The sequence below is a fragment of the Parafrankia sp. EAN1pec genome (assembly GCF_000018005.1).
GTDB classification, from domain to species: domain Bacteria; phylum Actinomycetota; class Actinomycetes; order Frankiales; family Frankiaceae; genus Parafrankia; species Parafrankia soli.
The window spans coordinates 2,724,326-2,745,549 of sequence record NC_009921.1; the positions used below are offsets into that span (position 1 = coordinate 2,724,326).

At 73.6% G+C, this 21,224-nt stretch carries 15 protein-coding genes; 11 read left to right on the top strand and 4 right to left on the bottom strand.

All coding sequences use genetic code 11. From position 1 onward, the window contains the following. Window positions 1-19 precede the first annotated feature (19 nt). The 7 genes from FRANEAN1_RS11180 (at window position 20) to FRANEAN1_RS11210 (ending at window position 8,681) form a co-directional block, all read left to right on the top strand. Window positions 20-751, top strand: coding sequence for an ABC transporter ATP-binding protein (locus FRANEAN1_RS11180; protein ID WP_347177220.1), 732 nt, complete (start codon window positions 20-22; stop codon window positions 749-751). A 95-nt stretch (window positions 752-846) separates the two neighbouring features. After that, window positions 847-1,593, top strand: a complete 747-nt coding sequence (locus FRANEAN1_RS11185) for an ABC transporter permease (RefSeq protein ID WP_347177221.1) — start codon at window positions 847-849, stop codon at window positions 1,591-1,593. Between the two features lie 264 nt (window positions 1,594-1,857). After that, window positions 1,858-3,042 (top strand): hypothetical protein, encoded by a 1,185-nt coding sequence (locus FRANEAN1_RS11190; RefSeq protein ID WP_020459883.1) that lies wholly within the window; start codon window positions 1,858-1,860, stop codon window positions 3,040-3,042. Further along, the gene (locus FRANEAN1_RS11195; protein WP_020459884.1) at window positions 3,039-4,460 is read left to right on the top strand and encodes an amidohydrolase; all 1,422 of its coding nucleotides are present in this window, start codon (window positions 3,039-3,041) and stop codon (window positions 4,458-4,460) included. The genes FRANEAN1_RS11190 and FRANEAN1_RS11195 overlap by 4 nt, the downstream gene beginning before the upstream one ends. A gap of 65 nt (window positions 4,461-4,525) precedes the next feature. Further along, window positions 4,526-6,616: an EAL domain-containing protein gene (locus tag FRANEAN1_RS11200; protein ID WP_020459885.1), complete on the top strand. Its 2,091-nt coding sequence runs from the start codon at window positions 4,526-4,528 to the stop codon at window positions 6,614-6,616. Between the two features lie 102 nt (window positions 6,617-6,718). Beyond that, a complete protein-coding gene (locus tag FRANEAN1_RS11205) occupies window positions 6,719-7,933 on the top strand; it encodes a dienelactone hydrolase family protein (protein WP_041254011.1) in 1,215 nt (404 codons plus the stop codon). Between the two features lie 259 nt (window positions 7,934-8,192). Further along, the gene (locus FRANEAN1_RS11210; protein ID WP_020459887.1) at window positions 8,193-8,681 is read left to right on the top strand and encodes a hypothetical protein; all 489 of its coding nucleotides are present in this window, start codon (window positions 8,193-8,195) and stop codon (window positions 8,679-8,681) included. Here FRANEAN1_RS11210 and FRANEAN1_RS11215 read toward each other — a convergent pair. From FRANEAN1_RS11215 to FRANEAN1_RS11230, 4 genes are all read right to left on the bottom strand, one after another. Beyond that, window positions 8,627-9,265 (bottom strand): hypothetical protein, encoded by a 639-nt coding sequence (locus FRANEAN1_RS11215; protein WP_020459888.1) that lies wholly within the window; start codon window positions 9,263-9,265, stop codon window positions 8,627-8,629. The genes FRANEAN1_RS11210 and FRANEAN1_RS11215 overlap by 55 nt on opposite strands. 256 nt (window positions 9,266-9,521) lie before the next feature. Beyond that, window positions 9,522-10,355, bottom strand: a complete 834-nt coding sequence (locus tag FRANEAN1_RS11220) for a GntR family transcriptional regulator (RefSeq protein WP_020459889.1) — start codon at window positions 10,353-10,355, stop codon at window positions 9,522-9,524. A gap of 694 nt (window positions 10,356-11,049) precedes the next feature. Next, window positions 11,050-11,589, bottom strand: a complete 540-nt coding sequence (locus tag FRANEAN1_RS11225) for a carboxymuconolactone decarboxylase family protein (protein ID WP_020459890.1) — start codon at window positions 11,587-11,589, stop codon at window positions 11,050-11,052. Then, window positions 11,589-12,149, bottom strand: a complete 561-nt coding sequence (locus FRANEAN1_RS11230; RefSeq protein WP_020459891.1) for a peroxiredoxin — start codon at window positions 12,147-12,149, stop codon at window positions 11,589-11,591. Before FRANEAN1_RS11230 ends, FRANEAN1_RS11225 begins: the two co-directional genes overlap by 1 nt. Window positions 12,150-12,259: 110 nt before the next feature. Between FRANEAN1_RS11230 and FRANEAN1_RS11235 the strand changes: the two genes are divergently transcribed. The 4 genes from FRANEAN1_RS11235 to FRANEAN1_RS11250 all read left to right on the top strand — a co-directional run bounded on the left by FRANEAN1_RS11235 (window position 12,260) and on the right by FRANEAN1_RS11250 (window position 21,197). Next, on the top strand, window positions 12,260-13,222 hold the full coding sequence (locus FRANEAN1_RS11235) for a LysR substrate-binding domain-containing protein (RefSeq protein ID WP_020459892.1): 963 nt from the start codon (window positions 12,260-12,262) through the stop codon (window positions 13,220-13,222). 895 nt (window positions 13,223-14,117) lie between these two features. Continuing rightward, on the top strand, window positions 14,118-16,715 hold the full coding sequence (locus tag FRANEAN1_RS11240; RefSeq protein WP_020459893.1) for a carboxylate--amine ligase/circularly permuted type 2 ATP-grasp protein: 2,598 nt from the start codon (window positions 14,118-14,120) through the stop codon (window positions 16,713-16,715). 369 nt (window positions 16,716-17,084) lie between these two features. Next, entirely contained in the window at window positions 17,085-18,866 is a 1,782-nt protein-coding gene (locus FRANEAN1_RS11245) for an N-acetylglutaminylglutamine amidotransferase (protein WP_020459894.1), read from the top strand. Continuing rightward, on the top strand, window positions 18,867-21,197 hold the full coding sequence (locus FRANEAN1_RS11250; RefSeq protein ID WP_020459895.1) for a prolyl oligopeptidase family serine peptidase: 2,331 nt from the start codon (window positions 18,867-18,869) through the stop codon (window positions 21,195-21,197). The last annotated feature ends 27 nt before the right edge of the window (window positions 21,198-21,224 follow it).

The window sequence follows — 21,224 nt, forward strand, 5'->3', positions numbered from 1 at the left end:
CCCCACCGGCCCCGCGCCGCTGCTGACGCTCACGGCGGCCGGCAAGCGCTTCCCGGACGGGACGACCGCCCTGACCGGCGTCGACCTGGCCGTGAGCCGCGGTGACTTCGTCAGCCTGGTCGGCCCCTCGGGCTGCGGGAAGAGCACGGTGCTGCGGCTGGCCTCCGGCCTCACCGAGGCCACGGTCGGCGCGGTCGACCGGGCGACGGACCGGATCAGCTACGTCTTCCAGGACCCGACGCTGCTGCCCTGGCGCAGCGTGCGGCGCAACGTCGAGATGCTGGCCGAGGTGACCGGCGTCCCCCGGGACGCCTATCGGCCCACCGCGGCCGAGCTCATCGAGCTGGTGGGTCTCACCGGGTTCGAGCGGCACCGGCCGAGGTCGTTGTCCGGCGGCATGCGGATGCGGGTCTCGCTGGCCCGCTCGCTGGTGCTCGCTCCGGAGCTGCTGCTGCTCGACGAGCCGTTCGGCGCCCTCGACGAGCTCTCCCGCGAGCGGCTCAACGACGAGCTGCTCCGGTTGTTCGGCCTGGGCCGCTTCGGGGCGGCTGTCTTCGTGACGCACTCGGTCGCCGAGGCGGTGTTCCTGTCGACGAAGGTGATCGTGATGTCTCCCCGACCGGGCCGGATCGTCGCCGAGCTGGACGTCCCGTTCCCCTACCCGCGGTCGGCGGACATCCGCTTCACCGACGAGTTCACCCGGCTGACGGCCCGCGTCTCGCGGCTGCTGCGCGCGGTGGAGCCGGCATGACCGCGGACACCACCGCCCCCGCGGAGATCGCCGGCCCCGGACGGGCCGGGCGCCGCCCGTTCTGGCGGTCGGTGGACGTCCTCGGCCCCGTGGCGATGTTCTGGTTCATGATCGGTGTCTGGTACCTGGTGAGCCTGGTGCTGCTCGACCCGAAGCGCCGGTTCCTGCTGCCCCCGCCGCACGCCGTCGTGGACGTCGCCTTCCTCGACCGGCACAACCTCGAACAGCTGCTGCGCGCGTTGTGGCTGTCCACCTCGGTCGCGCTGACCGGCCTGGGGATCTCCATCGTCCTCGGCATGGCGCTGGCCGTCCTCATGAGCCAGGCGCGCTGGATCGAGCGTTCGGTGTATCCGTACGCGGTTATCCTGCAGACGATTCCGACGCTCGCGATGGTGCCGCTCATCGGTTTCTGGTTCCACTACGGCTTTGTCAGCCGAGTGATCGTCTGCGTGCTGATCGCGCTCTTCCCGATCATCAGCAGCACGCTGTTCGGGTTGCAGTCCGTCGACCGCGGCATGCTGGACCTCTTCGCGTTGCACCGTGTTCCGAGGTGGGTGCTGCTGGTGAAGCTGAGGCTTCCCGCGGCGCTGCCGGCGACCTTCTCGGGTTTCCAGGTGTCGGCCGGCCTGGCCGTGGTCGGCGCCGTGGTCGGCGACTTCTTCTTCAAACAGGGTGACCCAGGGATCGGTGTACTGATAGATCTGTACCGGGCTCGGCTGATGACGGAGCAGCTTCTCGGCGCGGTCATTCTCGCGTCGCTGCTCGGGGTGGCCGTCTTCGTCTTCTTCGGCTACCTGTCGCGGCTTGTCACCGGGGCCTGGTACGGCTCCGAAACCCCCTGAGACGCAGCCGGTACACCGTGTGCGCGAGACCACGTGCGCGCGTGCTCCGGCGCGGGCGGACCGGCCCCGGATTCGTCCGGCCCGTCCCTGGATTCGGGCGGCCCGCGTCCGGATTCGGCCAAACCGCCCTGGTCGGTCGGACAACAGAGGTCGGCCGGACAACCGCGGTCAGCCGGCCTCGCCCCGCCGGACCCGGCCCGCCTCCCACTGTGCCGGCGCCCTTCCGGACCCCGTGAAACGCACACTTCCCTGAAAGGCGAGAACATGAGACGAACAAAACTGGGCGTGGTGGCCCTGGGCGCGACGGCGGCACTGGCACTGGCGGCCTGCTCCGGTGACTCGACGACGGGCGAGAGTAGTTCCGGCGGTGAGCGGGCGCCGGCGGTCGAGGCGGGTGGCGCCCTCGACCTCGCCGGGGTCTGCCCGGAGAACGTGGTGATCCAGACGGACTGGTTCGCCGAGTCCGAGTACGGCTTCCTCTACAACCTGATCGGCCCGGACGCCAAGATCGACACCGGTGGCAAGCGCATCACCGGGTCGCTGGTCGCCCAGGGCAAGGACACGGGTGTCAACGTCGAGGTGCGCTTCGGCGGGCCGGCCATCGGCTTCGAGCAGGTCAGCTCCCAGCTCTACCTTGACCCGGAGATCGACCTGGGCCTGGTCTCCTCGGACGAGGCGATCCAGAACTCCAAGGACCAGCCGACCACGGCCGTCTTCGCCCCGTTCGAGGTCAGCCCCATTATGATCATGTGGGACAAGGTGAAGAACCCGAACTTCCACACCCTGGTCGACATCGGCCAGACCGACACGAAGGTCCTGTACTACGAGACCGACACCTACATGCAGTACCTGCTCGGCGCGGGCATCCTGCGGGCGTCCCAGGTCGACGGCAGTTACGACGGCGGCCCGTCGCGCTGGGTGACCGAGGACGGCGCCGTCGCGCAGGGCGGGTTCGCCACCTCCGAGCCCTACATCTACAAGAACGAGCTGGATGACGGGCGCAGCTACGACGTCGACCTCCAGCTGATCAACGACACCGGGTACCCGGTCTACGGTCAGGCGCTGTCGATCCGCTCCGGTGACAAGGAGACCCTCGCGCCCTGCCTGAAGAAGCTGATCCCGATCGTCCAGCAGTCGCAGGTCGACTTCGTGAGCGACCCGGCCGAGACCAACGCCCTGATCATCAAGGCCGTGCAGGCCGACGACGTCTCGGTGTGGAACTACTCGCCGGGCCTGGCCGACTTCGCCGTCACCACGATGAAGGAGCGCGGCCTGGTTGCCAACGGGCCGAACGCGGCCGTCGGCGACATGGAGGAGGACCGGCTGGCCCGGATGATCGAGATCCTCGAGCCGATCTTCACCGGCCAGCGCAAGGAGCTCAAGGCCGGCCTGGCACCCGGTGACCTGTTCACGAACGAGTTCATCAACACCTCGATCGGCCTCAAGTGACCCCACCACCGGCGGGTCCCGCTCCGCTGCCCGCCGACTTCGTCGTGCGGGCCCGGCACGTCCTGACCATGGGGCCCCGCGGCCACCTGCGGGACGCCGCGGTCGCCGTCGTCGGTGGGCGGATCGCCGCCGTCGACACCGCGGCGGACGTCCGGGCGCGGTTCGCGGACCTGCCGGTGGTCGGGGACGGCGGCGGGATCCTGATCCCGGGGCTGGTCAGCGCGCACGGGCACTTCTCCGAGGGGCTCGTCACCGGCATCGGTGAGACGCACACGCTGTGGGAGTGGTTCGTCCGCGTCGTCGAGCCCATCGAGGGGCACCTCACCCGGGACATGGCCTACGTCGGGACGCTGCTCAAGGCGGCCGAGCTGGCCTGTTCCGGGGTGACGACGGTCGCAGACATGTTCTGCTCGGCGGCCGGGGCCACCCCGGTCACCCCCGGGGTGGTCGACGCCCTCGACGCCGTCGGCCTACGCGGCGATGTGTCGTTCGGCCCGGCGGACTCGGCGAACCCCCGGCCGGTCGCGGCCGTCCTCGCCGAGCACGCGGCGCTCGCCGACGCGGCCCGCAACTCCCGCCGGACCACCTTCCGGGTGGGCCTGGCGACCGTGCCGTCGAGCAGCGACGAGCTGCTCGACGAGACGGCCCGGCTGGTCGCGCAGACCGGCCGGCTGCACGTCCACCTGCACGAGATCCGCGAGGAGGTGACCGCGTCGCGGACGACGCGCGGCACCGGGTCGATCGAGTTCGCCGCGCGGCGCGGGCTGCTCGACGCGCAGGTCGTGGCCGCGCACTGCGTGTGGCTCGACGACACCGACGTAGAACTGCTGCGCCGGCACCGGGTCGCGGTCGCGCACTGCCCCGTCTCGAACATGATCCTCGCCAGCGGGGTGTGCCAGGTCCCGCGGCTGCTGCGCGACGGGTTCACCGTCGCGCTCGGCGTGGACGGCGCGGCGAGCAACGACAGCCAGAACATGCTGGAGACGATGAAAATCGCCGCCCTGCTGCAGAAGGTGCACCACCTGCAGGCGACGGCCCTGACGGCGCCGACGGTGCTGCGGATGGCGACCATCGAGGGTGCGCGGGCGCTCGGGCTCGCCGACGAGGTCGGCTCCCTGGAGGTCGGCAAGGCCGCCGACCTGGTCTACCTCGCCGAGGCGAGCCCGTCGCTGGCGCTCGTGCACGACCCCTACCAGGCGGTTGTCTACTGTGCCTCCCCGCGGGACGTCACCGGGGTGTGGGTGGCCGGTGAGCGGGTCGTCGCCGACGGGCGGCTGGTCGCCGTCGATCTCGGGCCGGTCCTGCCGTGGGCGCGTGAGCTGGCCGTCGAGCTCGCCAGCCGGGCCGGGCTGGACTCCGAGCTGCGCTCCGCCGCGGCCGGCCCGCCAGTGGAAGTGGTGCCCGGCGCGGCGCGGTGAACGACGGTTGGGGTCCTTTCGGACATTAGACTGCGCACTCCGGGCGGCGCGGTGCGGGAGGTGCGGTGATCGCTGGGGTTGCGGGGCTGGCCGCGGCGGCTTCCTCTGTCGGCATGCTGATCGTCACTGCGGACGGCCGGGTGGCGTGGGTCAACGACGCCCTCGTCGACCTCGTCACCGGGACGCGGAACCCCGACTCGCCGTTCGAGGCGCGGCTCGCGGTCGCCGAGGCCGGCCTGCCGCTGACCGGGCTGCACCCGGCGGCCCCGCCCGCCGTCCTCGACTGGGCCGGCGCCGACGGCGAGCCGCGCCGGCTGCGCATCAGCTGCCGCGATATGAGCGCCGGGCAGCCCTCGGAGCTGCTGCTCTTCGAGATCGTCGACCTCACCGGCGAGGCCGCCGACGCCGCGCGGGCCGCCGAGATCGCCGCCACCGAGGCCGCCCTGGCCGCCCTGGCGGCCGGCCAGCGCCCGGCGCCCGCCGACTCCGGCCTCGCGGAGGATCTCCCACCCGCCGGGTCCTCCGGCCCGGCCGCCGGCGGCCGGGACACCGACGCGGCGGGCGGCCTCGATCCCGAGGACGCCGCCTGGCTCGACGCCGCGGCGGCGATCGTGCTGGCCGCGGGCACCGAAGCGCCGTCCCCGGCCCAGCCCGGCGGCGGCCCCGAAGCGGCGGACGCCGGATACGCCCTCGACCACCCGGACAACGCCCTCGACCACGTCGCCGACCACGGCGTCGACCACGCGGCCGGCGGCGCCGACGGTCACGCGGCCGACGCCGCCGCGGCGGCCGGCGGCGCACTCCCGGCCGCCCCCGCCGTCGACCCGCTCACCGGGTTCGCCACCCGGTACGCCATGGCCGAGGAGCTGGACGGCCGTATCGCGGCCGCGGCAACCGCGGCCGCCGGCGCCGGCACGGCGGTCGAGGCGGAGACCTCGGGCCCGGCGGGCCCACCGGGCTGCCTGCTGCTGCTCGACGTCGACCACCTCGCCGACGTCAACGACCTGCAGGGCCACACCGCGGGCGACGCCGTCCTGCGCGGGCTCGCCCACAGCCTGCGCGCCGAGCTGCCCGAGGCGATGCTCGGCCGGCTCGGCGGGGATGAGTTCGCCGTCCTCCTGCCCACCGGTGGCGGCGGCGAGGGGCTGGCCGTCGCCGAGCGGCTGTGCGCCGCGCTCGCCACCAGGCCCGTCGCGCCCGGCGAGCTCCCGGCCCGGGCCACGGTCAGCATCGGCGTCGTCCCGCTGGACCTGGCGGCCGGCAGCGAGGCCGCGTTTGCCTGGGCGGATCTCGCGCTGCGGGAGGCGAAGCGGGCCGGGCGCAACCGGGCCCGGCTGTTCACCCGGGAGCAGTACGACGAGGCCGCGCTGCGGGTGACGGTGACCAGCCGGGTCGCCGCCGCGCTCGACAGCGGCCAGATGTCGCTGGACGTGCTGCCCCTCGTCGATCTCGCCAGCCGCGAGGTGGTCGGCTTCGAGCTGCTCTCCCGGCTGCGGGACGGCGTGTGGCCCGAGCTCGGGCCGCGGGGCTTCCTCGCGGCGGCCGAGCACACCGACCTGGGCCTGCACCTCGACCGGTGGGTCGTCCTCCGGGCGGTCAACGCCCTGGTCAGCGGCGTGCCGGGCCGGCTGTACGTCAACCTGGCCGCGCGGTCCCTGCACGACCCCGCCTTCGGTGACTTCGTGCTCTCCACCCTGCGGGACGGCCGCGTCGACCCCTCCCGGCTGGGCCTGGAGATCTCCGAGAGCGCGGCGGTGGCCAGCCCGGACGCGGCCCGGCGGCTTGCCGAGCAGCTCGGCGCCGCCGGCTGCCCCGTCCTGCTGGACGACTTCGGGATGCAGACGGGCGCGGTCGTCGCGCTGCGCAACCTCCCGCTGTGGGCCGTGAAGATCGACGCGAACGTCGTCCGCAACGCCGACGCGAACCCGCGCGACCGCTCCCTGGTGGAGGCGGTCGTCCAGATCGCGCGGACGGCCGGCATGCTGGTCATCGCCGAGGGGGTGGACCGCGCGTCGCTGCCGCAGGTGCTGCTCGACCTCGGTGTGGGCCTGGCGCAGGGCTATCATGTCGGCCGTCCGCGCCGCCTCACCGAGCTGCTCGGCGGCCCGGACGGCGACGACGTCACGACGGTGATGAGCCTCGGCAACCGGCGGTGACGGCTGTCCTCTGAGCAGCCGCACGCCGGGCAGACGGGGCGATGCGGCTTAGAAGGGCCGCGCCGCGCACCGGGTGCCGTCACCGTGCGTAGTGTCAGCCGCATGGTGGGAAGCGCCGGAAGCGGCGCGGTCGTGCCGCGTGCCCTGCTGGTGGCCGCCCTGCTTCTGGGGCTGCTCCTCTGTCTGTCCGGCCCGCCGTCCGCCGGCCCGGCCCGGGCAGGCGTGGTCCTGGCCGGCGGGTCCACCGGCGTGGCACCGCCCGCGGCGCCCGATGAGCCGGGCCCGTTCACCGCCGGCTACCAGACCCTGACCGTCTCGGATCCGGGGCGCCCGGGCCGGCTGCTGACCACCTCGGTCTGGTACCCGGGCGCTCCAGCGCGCCTCGGCCCGGTGGCGCTGCCCCCAGCCGCGCAGTACCCGGCCGCGCAGTACCCGGTGGCGCGGTACCCGGTGGCGCCGGGCGTGGACGTGTCGTCGGCCCTGGCCCACGAGGAGATACCGGTGGCACCGGGCCGCTTCCCACTCGTGGTCGTATCGCACGGCAGCGCCGGCGGCCGGGTGCAGCTCGCCTACCTGGCCGAGGCATTGGCGACGCACGGCTTCGTCGTGGCCGCGCCGGACCATCCCGGCGACACCATGATCGAGGCGGCCGAGGGCCGGCAGGCCCCGCTCGTCGAGCTCGCCAGCGACCGGCTGCTCGACGTCTCGGCGGTGATCAGCGCGTTCACGAAGCCGGACTGCCCGCTGTCGCGGATGGTGCGCGCGGACGAGGTCGGCGTCGTCGGGTTCTCCTTCGGCGGGCTGACCTCGGCGGTCTCGACCGTGGGCTTCCTACGGGCGCCGGCCGACCCGCGGGTGCGGGCCGTGGTCGGGATCGCGCCGGCCACCGAGGTCGTACCGGAGCGGGAACTCGACCGGGTGCGCGTCCCGGTACTGCTCGTCGGCGGCAGCGACGACCTGGCGGCGCCGGTGGAGCGCAACGCCGGGCGCACCTTCGACGGGCTCCACGGCGCGCACCCGCGCTACCTGGTCACGGTGACGGGCGGGATGCACAACTCGTTCACCGAGATCTGCGCCCAGGCCGCGGCGGTGCGGGACCGCCCGGTGCCCGAGGGCGTGCGGGTGCGGCTGGAGGTGACGGCGGAGGTGACCTGCCGGCCGCCGGCTGTCGACATCGACCGCGCCCATCGCCTGACGACCTACTACACGGTGGCATTCCTGGAGCGCCGGCTGCTCGGGGCCACCACCTACGACTCGTTCCTCACCTCGGCCGCCGCCCGCCGGTTTCCCGAGGCGCTGTTCCACGCCGCCGGCTGAGCGGAGCTTGGGGAGCCCATGGTGTGCCAGGGCTGTCAGGTGGACACTGCTGTGGTCTGATCAGGTGGGCATGCGCGTGTGACCTGCGGCGACGCCCTGCACGTGCGGGCGCGCCGCGGCCCGGCGCGGCGAAACGGGTGACCGCCGCCGACACCGGCGGCTACGGTGGCCCGACCAGCCGGTGGCCGGGTGGCCGCCGGTGGGGTGTAGGGCAACGCCCAGGGGCACGGCGATGTGACCCGCGAGGAGGTCGGCCAGTATGTCCGCTCGCCAGGTACGGCGGTTTCATCTCGAGCGTGATGTCGATGTGTCCGGAGTGTCCGGTACGGGTTCGGTCGCCTTCGGGGCGCAGGCTCCCGATGGCACCTGCGTCCTGTGGTGGAACTCCGAGCACGGGTCGGTCGCGATCTACCCGTCGATGGAGACGCTGCTCGCCATCCACGGCCACGCCGGGATGACGAGAGCGGTCTACATCGACTCCCCGCCCGCGGGCCCGCACGGCGCCGGTGCGCAGCCGGCGCCCCGGGCGGCCCGCACCGGCGGCTGGCGGTCGGTGGCGGCACGGGGCGGCCGTGGCGGGCGCGCCGCCCGCACAGGAAACGGGCGGCCGGCCCGGCCGTCATGGAGCGTCACCACGGGATCCGTCGCCGCGCGGATGGTCGCCCGGGGCGGCGCGGCGCGCGCCCTGTCCGTTCAGGTGAGCGGTCGGAAGCACGGCACGGTCGGCCCGTCCGGGTCGATCGTGTAGAGCGCGAGGGTGCCCGCCATGTCCTGCGGGTCCACGCCGATGATGTTCATGTCGTCGACGACACCCGCCATCACGCCGAGTGCGTGGCGCAGCAGCACGGGCGCCAGCCCGCGCGGGTTGTCGACGCGTGAGTGGAACTCGACGGCGGTGTCACGGTCCGCGGTCAGGGCGGCCAGGGTGCCGAGCCTGATCTGGTCGGTGAGGATCTCCCAGACCCGTTCCGACTCCGGCGCCTCCGGGCTGCGCCACACCACCCGGTAGGACATCGCGGAGATCACCGCGGACGGGGACTGCCCGGTGCGCAGGTGGATCGTGACCGTCCACATGGCGAGTAGCCAGCACAACGCCCCCATCGTTCGGTGTGGATCGTCATCGACCCGTTCGGCCAGGTGTTGTTCGGCGGCATACCGGGTGTGTGGCGACAGCCACGCCACGACAAGGCGTTCGACGTCGACCACGTCGATCATGGGGAGCTCGTTGGGATGGGGACGGGCAAGTGCTGCAGCCCGCCGTGAACTTGTGTCGACCAGGGCCAACGCCCCCGCATCCGGGAGAGTCTGCCAGGCGAGTCCCGACAGCGGCATGGCGCACACCGTAACGTGGCGTGCGCCATTCCACCACCAGCGTTGGTGAAAGGTTGGGGTCGTTCGTGTTTCCGACCTCACCCTTCTGTGCCAGCCGAGCCGTTTTCCGTGCCGGCAGGGCCGATTCCGTTCCCGGCCGGTCGCCCTCGGTTCTGCCCATGCGACGTCGTGTGCCCACCGGCGTGCCCTGCGTGGTGACGCGAGGGCACGCCGGGCCCACCGAGGTGCCTGTCCGTTGGTGCCTGTCCGCCGGCGCCTATTCGCCGAGCAGGTCGATGACGGTGCTGGGTGGCTGGCTGGGTGTGGTGGCGATGTGGGTGCGCCAGTGGGCTTCGGCGGCGTCGGTGTCGTGGCGGGCGATGAGGTCGAGGAGGTGGGTGTGGTCGTGGTGGTTGTGGGGGGTGGTGTGGGTGGGGTGGGGGGTGGTGGTGTGGGTGTCGAGGATGTGGCGGAGCATGCCGGCGATCATGGTGAGGGTCTGGTTGCCGGCGTGTTCGAGGAGTTGGTGGTGGAAGTGGGTGGGGTCGGGGTGGGTGAGGGCGGTGTGGAGGGTGGTGAGGGTGGTGTCGGTGTGGTGGGTGGCGAGGAGTCGGACGGCGGCGGGTTCGAGCAGGGTGTGGGCGGTGTGGACGTCGGCGAGGGTGGTGTGGCGGTGTTCGAGGACGAGGCCGGCGTAGCGGGCGGCGACCTGGCCGTCGGGGGTGTGGACGCGGGCGCCGCCGTGGGCGCCGCGGCGGACGGAGATGAGGGCTTCGGATTCGAGGACGCGGAAGGCTTCGCGCAGGGTGGGGCGGGAGACGCCGAACTGTTCCATGAGGACGGCTTCGGGGGGTAGGGCGTCGCCTTCGACGAGCTCACCACGGACGATCTGGCGGCGGAGCTGGGCCGCGACGAGCTCGGCGGTCTTGGGCACGCGGACCTGCTGACCGACCTTGTTCTCGGGGAGCAGTGGGATCCGCGGTGGGCCGGCTGATCCGGCGCCGGATCCGTCAGACGCGGCCGTGACGGCACCCTCGCCGCCGCGCCGCGGCACCCGCAGCGCGTGCCCGCTCCGAGATGTGCTCACATTTGCCGGATTCAGTAACGCCATGATGATGGTCCCCCAGTTCCTCAAGCTGCCGGTGCCCGCTCGTTGTCGCGGCCGGCGGCGTCCGTGTTGCCCTTGTCCACGCTCGTCGTCGGCGGTCGGCTCCGCCGGGAGGACCCGTCGGTGCCCGCCGCTGCCCGTCGGTGAGGCGATCCCGGTCGACCTGGCACCGTTGCGACCTGCGACTGTTGCCCAACTCCGACTACAAGGCGTGCTTGTGAAGTTGCATTGTGGCATCAGATGGACTGCCTGGTTGGGCTGGGAGGAATCAGACCACGGTGTAAACCAAAGATGGCTTGGCTCAATGGGGCGTCATGGTTACTCAAAGTGCTGAAGTGAGGATGCTCAGACCTTGCCGCCGCCGCGCCGGTGGGAGTCCGGTCAACGGCCGGATCTGCGTGTTCTCCGGCCGTGGCGGTGCGATCCGGTGCCGGGGCGGTGTCCCGCGGCCCGTGGGTGGGAGTCTCTCGCGATCACGCTCGGTCGCCGGTCGGCAACCAGGGAGACCACAGCGAGTCGCGGCCGTCGCCGGCCGCGGGTGGCCTCGGACATGGGTTGGCCCGGAGATGAGGCTGGCCCGGTGTCGCGGTCGGGGGGACCGCGACACCGGGCCTCGGTGAATATCAGCTGGGGGATGGCGGGCAGGGTGGGCGGGGTGGGTGGGCGTCCGCCTGGCCCGCTCGACGGGGCAGGGGGCTCAGGCGGTGGCCGGAACCTGCTCGTGGCTCTCGATCGTCACGGCCACCGCGTGCACGACCGAGGCGACCCGGATCGCGTCCTGGATGACCTCGCGCGACACCCCCCGCCCACGCAGCTCGTGCTCGTGGGCGGTCAGGCACATGCCGCAGCCGTTCACCGCCGACGCGGCCAGCGACCAGAGCTCGAAGTCGACCTTGTCGACGCCGGGGTTGGCGATGGCGTTCATCCGCAGCCCGGCGCGCATCCTGGAGTACTCCTTGTCCTCCAGCAGGTGCAGCGTCCGGTAGTACACGTTGTTCATCGCCATCAGCGCGGCGGCCGTGCGAGCCGCCTTGGCGGCCTCGGGGCTGAGGTGCTCCAGCGCCTCGGCCTCGAGCTCGGTCAGGGTGGTCGCGCCGCGGCTGGCGATCGCCGACGTCAGAACGGTGCCCCACAGCTGCTGGTTGTTCAGCTGCGACTGGGAGGTCACCGAGCCGAGGTTGAGGCGCAGGTCCTTGGCGTAGTCGGGAAGCAGCTCCCGCAGCCGGGCGACTCCCATTACGCCGCGACCTCCGCCGGGGCCGCCGCCGCACCCAGGGTGGCCTCTCCCTTCTGCCAGTTGCACGGGCACAGCTCGTCGGTCTGCAGCGCGTCGAGCACGCGCAGCACCTCGGCCGGGTTCCGGCCGACGCTGCCGGCGGTGACCATGACGAACTGGATGACGCCGTCCGGGTCGATGACGAAGGTCGCCCGCTGCGCGACACCGTCGTCGCCGAGCACCCCGCAGGCCACGGCGAGCTCGCGCTTGATGTCGGACAGCATCGGGAAGGGGAGCTCACGCAGGTCGGAGTGGTTCTGCCGCCACGCGAGGTGGACGTACTCGTTGTCCGTCGAGACGCCGAGGATCTGCGCGTCGCGGTCGGCGAACTCGGAGTTGAGCCGGCCGAAGGCGGCGATCTCGGTCGGACAGACGAAGGTGAAGTCCTTCGGCCAGAAGAACACGACCCGCCACTGACCGGTGCGGCTGGTGGAGGTCTCCTGGATGAACGCGGTGTCGGGGTCGCTCGACACGACGCCGGTCAGGTCATAGGCGGGGAACACGTCGCCGACGGTCAGCACCTGGACGATCTCCTTTCGGTGCGCCCCGGAGTGGGGCACGGGCTCCACTCTCGCGATCGGGGACTCAGAAGAGAAATCGAAAGATTCGGCAAGTCTGATAGCTTCTCTCTATGGCCCAACCTCAGCCCACGCTCGCTCAGCTACGAGCCCTCGTGGGTGTCGCGGATCACCGGCACTTCGGTCGGGCCGCGACCTCGCTGCACGTCAGCCAGCCGACGCTGTCGAGCGCCGTCGCCGCGCTGGAGCGCACCCTGGGTATCCAGCTCGTCGAGCGGACGACCCGCAGCGTGCTGCTGACGCCGGTGGGGGAGGAGATCGTCCAGCGGGCGCGCGGGGTGCTCGGGGCCGTCGACGACATCGCCCAGCTCGCGGTGCGCGCGCGGGCGCCGCTGTCGGGCGACATCCGGCTCGGCGTCATCCCCACGGTGGCGCCCTACCTGCTGCCCCAGCTGCTGCCGTCGCTGAGGGCCCGCCGGCCGGAGGCGCGGCTGCGGCTGCGCGAGGCGCAGACGTCCGCGCTGCTGGAGGAGCTGCGCGGCGGCTCGCTGGACCTGGCGCTGCTCGCCCTGCCGACGGACGAGCCCGGGGTGGCCGAGCTGCCGCTCTACGACGAGGACTTCGTGCTCGTGACGCCCGTCGACCACCCGATGGCCGGCAGCGCCGCGCTGCCGGTCTCCTCCCTGTGCGGCCGGGACCTGCTCCTCCTCGAGGACGGCCACTGCTTCCGGGCGCAGGCCCTGGACGTCTGCCGCGAGGCCGGGGCACGCGAGCGCAGTGCGCTGCGCGCGGCGAGCCTGTCCACGATCGTGCAGATGGTCGCCGGCGGCCTGGGACTGACGCTGATCCCGGCGGCGGCGGTGGGCGTCGAGGTGGGGGAGGGGCGCGGCCTGGCGACGGCGACCTTCCGTAACCCGGCGCCGCGCCGGCGCATCGGCCTCGCCTACCGGACGACCTCGGCCCGGGTGGCGGACTGGACCCTGCTCGCGGCCGAGATCCGCGAGGCGCTGCCCGGCACGGCCCTGGAGGTCACGCCGGTGCCCGCACCCGAGCGGACACCGGCTCCCGTCGGCTGACCCGGCCCGCCCAGGTCGACCGCGGCTGCTCTCCGTGACGCCCGGCACGCGGCCGAGGCCCGCCCGCCGCCGCCCGCCCGGCCGCGCTCCGCCGGGCCTCCGCCCCGCCTGCCCCGCCCTCCGCGCGGTCCCAATCGGGATGGGAAACGTTGTGATCTCCGTTCCTGAATACCGTTTCCGTGGCCTGGAGCCGTTGCCGCGACGGTAAATCGGCCCGCGTTTGCGCGGGCGGTAGCTATTCGCCGGAATCGTCTCGCGTACCGCGCGTGGCCGGGTCAGCCGGTGCCCGCGCGGGCCGGATCGTCCGGTATCCGAAACCGGCCGGTGGCCCCGCGTCCGGGCGCCCTGGCGATCCGTGGCCGGCCGGTGGCCGATCCGTGGGCCGATCCGTGGGCTGCTCCGTGGCTGATCCGTCGCGACGCCCGTGGCGATGGAATGTGTGCTGCGGTGACCCCGGCGGAACCGTCGCGCGGGGTTCGGCCGGGTGCGTACCCGGCCGCCCGGAACATGCGCCGCGAGCAGGCAGGACGTGCTGCCCATGGGTGTTTCATCACGGTTTTAACAGGTTCCCTGTGGGTACCACAGCCATGCCGGCCCAGGGGTGGACGCGTGCTCCGGCCGGCGCGCAGGGCGTTGCCCGCTCCCGGCCCCGGCCGCGTGAGCGGTGGCCGTCCGCGGATTCGGCCCGCATGGAACCGCCATGCGCGGCCGACCGCGCAGGATGAGGTACGGAGCCGACGTGAACATCGAGGACGGCGGCGCGGCCGCGGCGCGGGCGATTTTCGTGCCGGGCGCGGCACCATCGGAGACCGCTCCCGAAGAATTCCGATTCACGGCGACCTGTGACACACTCAGGACATATCGCCGTAACCCCTCGGGTCTAGTGTAGGTATTCATGAGCGACGCGCGGATCGCGGCCGTCGGTGTTGAAGAAGAATTCCACATTCTCGATCTCGCTACCAGGCAGCTGGTACCCCGCGCGGAGGAGATCCTGCGCGGCCTCCCCGACGACCAGTTCTCCCCGGAGCTGCTGCGCTCCGTGGTCGAAACCAACAGCCGGCCCTGTACCGACCTCTCCGACCTCCGGGCGGACCTGCTCGACCTGCGCCGCCGCCTCGCCGCGGTCGCCGAGCCGCTGGGCCTCGGCCCCGCCGCGGCGGGAACGGTGCCGATCGTCGACATGTCCGTCCTCGACGTCTCGCGGGACGCGCGCTACATCCAGATGACCGAGGAGTACCAGCTCCTCGCGCGCGAGCAGCTCATCTGCGGCGCCCAGGTCCATGTCGACGTCGCCGACCGCGACCTGGCGATGGCCGTCACCGCCTGGGTGGCCCCCTGGCTGCCGATGCTGCTGGCGCTGTCGGCGAGCTCGCCGTTCTGGCGCGGTGCCGACAGCGGCTACGCGAGCATGCGGACGATGGTCTGGCAGCGCTGGCCGACCGCCGGCGTGGCCGGGCCGTTCCGCACCGCCGCCGAGTACGACCAGCTGGTGGCGGACCTGGTGAAGTCGGGCGTCATCAGCGACCCGGGCATGGTCTACTTCGACGTCCGGCCGTCCGCGCACCTGCCCACCGTCGAGCTGCGCATCTGCGACGCCTGCCCGGACGTCGACAACGTCATCCTGATCGCCGGCCTGTTCCGGGCGCTGGTGTGCCGGGCGATCGAGGCGGTCGAGGCGGGCGCACCGGCTCCGCCGCCGCGCGCCGAGCTGCTGCGCGCGGCGACCTGGCGCGCGGCCCGCTCCGGCATCGAGAGCGACCTCGTGGACCTGTCGGGCACCGGCTGCATGCCGGCCGAGGAGCTGCTGCGCCGGCTGCTCACCGAGGTCCGTCCCGACCTGGAGAAGGTCGGGGACTGGGACCTGGTGCGTGACCTGGCCGAGGCGGCGGTGGGGCGGGGGAGCGCCGCGTCCCGCCAGCGCCGGGCTTTCGCCCGCCGCGGCCTGCTGACCGACGTCGCGGACCTCGTGCTGGCCGAGACGCGCGAGTCGCCGGCGTCGGCGGTCCACCCGCCGGGCACCGTCCCGTCGGTGGGCGCGGTGGCAGCGCTGCCGCCGCTGCTGGACCGCTACCAGCCGTCCGGGTTCGACGAGGTCATCGCCGAGGGCGGTGGTGTCCGGCCGCACTACCGCGGCGTGGTGCGCACCCTGGACCGCCTCGGCCCGGCGGTGCTCGCCGAGCGCGGCGAGGCCATGCAGGCCGAGCAGGTCGAGCGCGGCGTGGTGTTCCGGGTGAACGGCGAGACCGAGCAGCGCCCGTTCCCGTTCGACCTGGTTCCGCGGGTCGTCACCGCGGGCGACTGGGAGCGCCTGCAGTCCGGGCTCACCCAGCGCGTGCGGGCGCTGGAGGCGTTCCTGCGCGACACCTACTCCGAGCGCGCCGCGGTCGCCGACGGGGTGATCCCGGCCTGGCTGGTCAACGACTCGCCGGGGCTGCGCCACTCCGGCCGGGTCCTCTCCGGCGACGGGTCGCCGCGCTCCGGCGGTGTGCGGGTGACGGTGGCGGGCATCGACCTCGTCCGCGGCGCCGACGGCAAGTGGCTCGTGCTGGAGGACAACCTGCGGGTGCCGTCCGGGATCGCCTACGCGATCGAGGGCCGGCGGCTGACCCGGTCGGCGCTGCCCGAGCTCAACCCGCCCGGCGCCATCCTGGGGGTGGACGCGGTGCCGGCGCTGCTACACGAGGCGCTGGTCGCGGCCGCCCCGCCGGCGGTGCGCGGCGAGCCCGCCGTCGCCGTCCTCACCGTCGGCGAGGAGGACTCCGCCTACTACGAGCACACCTTCCTCGCCGAGGAGATGGGGGTGCCGCTGCTGACCCCGGCCGACATCCTGGTCGACGACGACGTGCTCTACGCCGTCGACGGCGGGCGGCGGCGGCGGATCGACGTCCTCTACCGGAGGGTGGACGAGGACGAGCTGACGGGGCTGCCGGGCGCTGACGGGCTGCCACTGGGCCCCGGGCTGCTGCGCGCGGTGCGGGCTGGCTCGCTCGCGCTGGCGAACGCGCTGGGCAACGGGGTCGCCGACGACAAGGTCGTCTACGCCTACGTCTCCCGGATGATCACCTACTACCTGGGTGAGCAGCCGCTGCTCGACGACGTCCCGACCTATGTGTGCGGTGATCAGGAGCAGTGCTCGCACGTCCTGGAGCACCTCGAGCAGCTCGTCGTGAAGCCGGTGGACGGCTACGGGGGCTCCGGGGTGGTGATCGGCCCGCAGGCCGAGCCGTTCGAGCTGACCGAGGTCCGCGAGCGGATCCTGGCCGACCCGCGTGGCTGGATCGGCCAGGAGATGGTCGCCCTGTCGACCCATCCCACCTGGGTCGACGGTGAGCTCCAGCCGTGCGCGGTCGATCTGCGGGCCTTCGTCTACGCCGGCCGCGAGACGGCGGTGGTCGCGCCGGCCGCCCTGAGCCGGGTCGCGCCGCCGGGCAGCCTGATCGTCAACTCGTCCCGGGGCGGCGGGTCGAAGGACACCTGGCTGCTGCGTCCCTGAGCGTGCCCGACGGCCGGCGGTCCCCTGGGCCGCCGGCCGTCGGCGTTCTGGCGGCACCCGCCGTGCGGCCGCGCGTCGGCGTGCGAGCGGGCGGCGGCGGGCCGCCGGGCACGTGGGTGTAGCCGGTTGTGGCGGTTGGTGGCGGATTGGCAGGTTCCGCGACCGGCGCTGTCGCGCACCGCAACATCCTTGTCATTGTGGTGAAACCTTGGCCGTCGAATGTGGTCCTCGGCATGGCACCGCGCCACCCGTCGTCATCACGGGGCATCCGCCCCGTCGGTCCCGGCGGGTTCCCGGAACCGGGTGGGCGGACGTCGTCGAGGAGGGGAAGAACGGCCGTCTGACCAACCGATCGACGGGAGCTGGACCATGTGCGGGCTGAGCGGGGAGCTGAGGTTCGACGGCCGTGAGGCGGACGTCGCCGCGGTGGGGCGGATGACCGCCGCAATGGAGGCGCGGGGCCCGGACGGGGTCGGCCTGTGGGCCACCGGCCCGGTGGCGTTCGGCCACCGTCGGCTGAAGATCATTGATCTGTCGGAGCGGGGCGCCCAGCCCATGGTCGACACCGCGCTCGGCCTCACCGCGGTGTTCAACGGTTGCATCTACAACTACCAGGAGCTGCGCGACCGGCTCGTCGACGCCGGCTACCGCTTCTTCTCCACCTCCGACACCGAGGTGATCCTCAAGGCGTACCACCACTGGGGCCCCCGGTGCGTCGACCACTTCGCCGGCATGTTCGCCTTCGCCGTGTACGAGCGCGACACCGGCCGGCTCGTCCTCGTCCGCGACCGGCTCGGGATCAAGCCGCTCTACGTGACGCGCGACCCGCACCGCCTGCGGTTCGCCTCGACCCTGCCGGCCCTGCTCGCCGGCGGCGGGGTGTCCTCCGACATCGACCTGGTCGCCTTCCACCACTACCTGTCGTTCCACTCGGTGGTCCCGCCGCCGCACACGATCCTGACCGGCGTGCGCAAGCTGCCGCAGGCCACCATCCGGACCGTCGAGGCGGACGGCACGACCCGCGACGAGGTCTACTGGCGGCCCGACTCCACCCGTCAGGAGGAGCACGCCTCCTGGACGGCGGACGACTGGCGGGACGCGATCGGCGAGCGGCTGCGCACCGCCGTGCGCCGGCGCATGGTCGCCGACGTCCCGGTCGGGGTGCTGCTCTCCGGCGGCCTGGACTCCAGCCTCATCGTCGCGCTGCTCGCCGAGGCCGGCCAGCGTGACCTCGCCACGTTCAGCGTCGGCTTCGAGGCCGCCGGCGGCGAGTCCGGCGACGAGTTCCACTACTCGGACATCATCGCCCGCCGCTTCGGCACCGACCACCACCAGATCCGCGTCCCCGGCGACCGGCTGCTGCCGGCGATCGACGCGGCCGTCGCCGCGATGAGCGAGCCGATGGTCAGCCACGACTGCGTCGCGTTCTACCTGCTCTCGCAGGAGGTGGCCCGGCACGTCAAGGTCGTGCAGTCCGGCCAGGGCGCGGACGAGGTCTTCGCCGGCTACTCCTGGTACCCGCCGCTGGCGACCGTCCCGCGCGGCGACGCCGTCGACGCCTACCTGCGGGTGTTCGCCGACCGGCCGCACGCCGAGCTGCCGGCGATGGTCGAGTCGCACCACCTCATCGAGGGTGACGCCAGTCGGCACTTCGTCGCCGAGCGGTTCGCCGAGCCCGGCGCCGAGACCTCGGTCGACGCCGCGCTGCGCATCGACTCCACGGTGATGCTGGTCGACGACCCGGTGAAGCGGGTCGACAACATGACGATGGCGGCCGGCCTGGAGGCCCGCACGCCCTTCCTCGACCACGAACTCGTCGAGCTCGCCGCCGCGTGCCCGCCCGAGCTGAAGCTCGCCTCCGGCGGCAAGGGCGTGCTCAAGGACCTCAGCCGGCCGCTGATGCCGGTGGACGTCATCGACCGGCCGAAGGGGTACTTCCCGGTGCCGGCGATCCGCCACCTCGGCGGCCCGTTCCTCGCCCGGGTCGCCGACGCGCTGACCGACCCGGTCGCCCGGGGCCGCGGGCTGTTCCGCAAGGACTGGGTCGACGAGATGCTCGCCGACCCGAACTCGAACCGTACGACGCTCGGGGCGAACGCGCTCTGGCAGGCCGCCCTGCTCGAGATGTGGCTGCAGACACAGGGGGTGTGAATGATCCGTCCGGTCGAGTCGGCGCTCACCGGCGTCCCGTCCCGGACCGCCGCGGCGCGGTCTGAGACCACCGCGGCACCGGCTGGCGCCCTGCCGGCCGGTACCGTGCCGGTCCAACCGGTGGACTCGCCGGTCCTGGGAGCGGTCGAGCCGCCGCTCCCGGCACCGCGGGACCTGGTGGACGAGTGGGCCACGCCGCCGAGCGTGCGCGGGCCCTCACCCGGCCCGGACGGCTCGATCGCCTTCGTCGGGGACGCCACCGGGCGCCCGGCCCTGTGGGTCCGCGCGGCCGACGGGACGGAGCGGGTCCTCGACACCGGCCCGGCGCACGTCCGGTCGGCGCTGTGGTCCCCGGACGGCGCCTGGATCGCGATCACCGTGGCCCCGGGCGGCGGGGAGCACACCGAGGTCCACCTTGTCCGCCCGGACGGCAGGGTCCGCCCGGACGGCAGGGTCCGCCCGGACGGCACGGCGGCGCACCGGCTGGCCGGTGGCGTCCGGCCCGGCACGGCGGGAGCCGTGGAGGCGTGCGCGGCCACGGTCTCCCGGTGGGCGGCGGGCGGCCGGCTGCTCGTGGTCACCGAGTCGGCCCGCTCCGGGCTGACCCACGCGGTCGCCGTCGACCCGGCCGGCCACCGCCGCCACCTCGCGGTGGGGCTGGCCCTGCAGGTCTGCGCCGTCCACGAGACCGCCGACCGGTGGCTGCTGCTCCTGCGGGAGGGCCCGCGGGGCGCCCGGCGCGTGCTGGTGGCCCGGGTGGACGCGCCCGACCCGCTGGCACCGGCCGCCGCCCCGCTCGAGGCGTTCCCGCTCAACGACGAGATGGCCGGCGGAGTGGCCGGCAGCGGGGGGACCGTCGGAGGGGTGGCGACCGAGGCGTTCGAGGTCGCGGGCGGCACCACCACGGCCGTCTCAGGCACCTTCGCCGCGGACGCCTCGCGTGCCCTGCTCGCCTGCGACCTGGGCCGCGAGCGGCCGGGCCTGCTCGAGGTGCCCCTGGACCCGCACGGCCGGCCGGGGCCGACCCGACTGCTGGCCGGCCGGGACGACGCGGACCTGGAGCGCTTCCTCCTCCTCGACCCGGCCACGGCCGTGCTCGGCTGGAACGTCGGCGGGCGCACCGAGCTCGCCGTCCACAGCCTGGACGACGGGACGTCGCGGGCCCTGCCGCCGCTGCCGCGCGAGGTGGTCACCGGCCTGCTCCCCGGGCCCGGCGGGGCGAGCCTGCTCCTGGCGCTGGACGGCTCCACCGCCCCCAGCGAGGTGTGGACCTGCGACCTGACCGGCACCGCGGCGGGCATTCCGCCCGGCACCGCGTCGGACGCCCCGGACGGCACCTCGGCGGGCACCTCGGACAGCGGCGTGCCGGCCTACCGCTGCCTGGTCTCGCACACGCCGACGGCGTACCCCACCGTCGAGATCACGGCCGTGGCCGCGAGCGGGACGCACACCGCGGGCCCGGGCCCGTGCCCGGCGGGGGCGCCCGAGGTGCCCGGCGGGACGGAGGACGTGGGCTACCGGTTCGTCCGCCCGATCGCGCGCCGGTTCCTCGCGCACGACGGGCTGGAGCTCACCGGCTGGTGGTACCGCCCGCGGGTGGCCCCGGGGCCGGTGCCCACCCTGCTCTACTTCCATGGCGGCCCGGAGGCGCAGGAGCGCCCCGTCCTCAACCCGCTCTTCCACGCGCTGCTCGCCCGCGGCATCGCCGTGTTCGCGCCGAACGTGCGCGGCTCCACCGGGTTCGGTCGCTCGTTCGAGGAGGCCGACCACCTGGCCGGCCGCTTCGCCGGCATCGCCGACGTCGCGAGTGCCGTGACGCACCTGGTCACCGAGGGCCTGGCCGCGCCGGGCCACATCGGCGTGGCCGGCCGGTCCTACGGCGGGTACCTGACGCTGGCCGCGTTGGTCTGCCACCCCGAGCTGTTCGCCGTCGGTGTCGACGTGTGCGGGATGGTCGATCTGGAGACCTTCTACCGGCACACCGAACCGTGGATCGCCGCACCGGCGGTCACCAAGTACGGCGACCCGGCGACCGACCGCGACCTGCTACGGGCTCTGTCGCCGTTGCACCGGATGGATGCGCTCGCGGCCCCGCTGCTGGTCGTGCACGGGGCCAACGACACCAACGTCCCCGTGTGTGAGGCCGAGCAGACTGTCGCCGCGGCCCGGGCCCGCGGGATCCCGTGCGAGTACCTGCTCTTCGAGGGCGAGGGCCACGAGGTCGCCGAGCGCGCGAACCGGCTGGTGTTCGTCCGCGCCGTGGTGGAGTTCGTCGCGGCGTGCCTGACCGGCGCGCAGGCGCCGGCGGACACCCTCGGCGAGGCCGTCTGACCGATCGCGCCGGCGCCGCACGGTCGG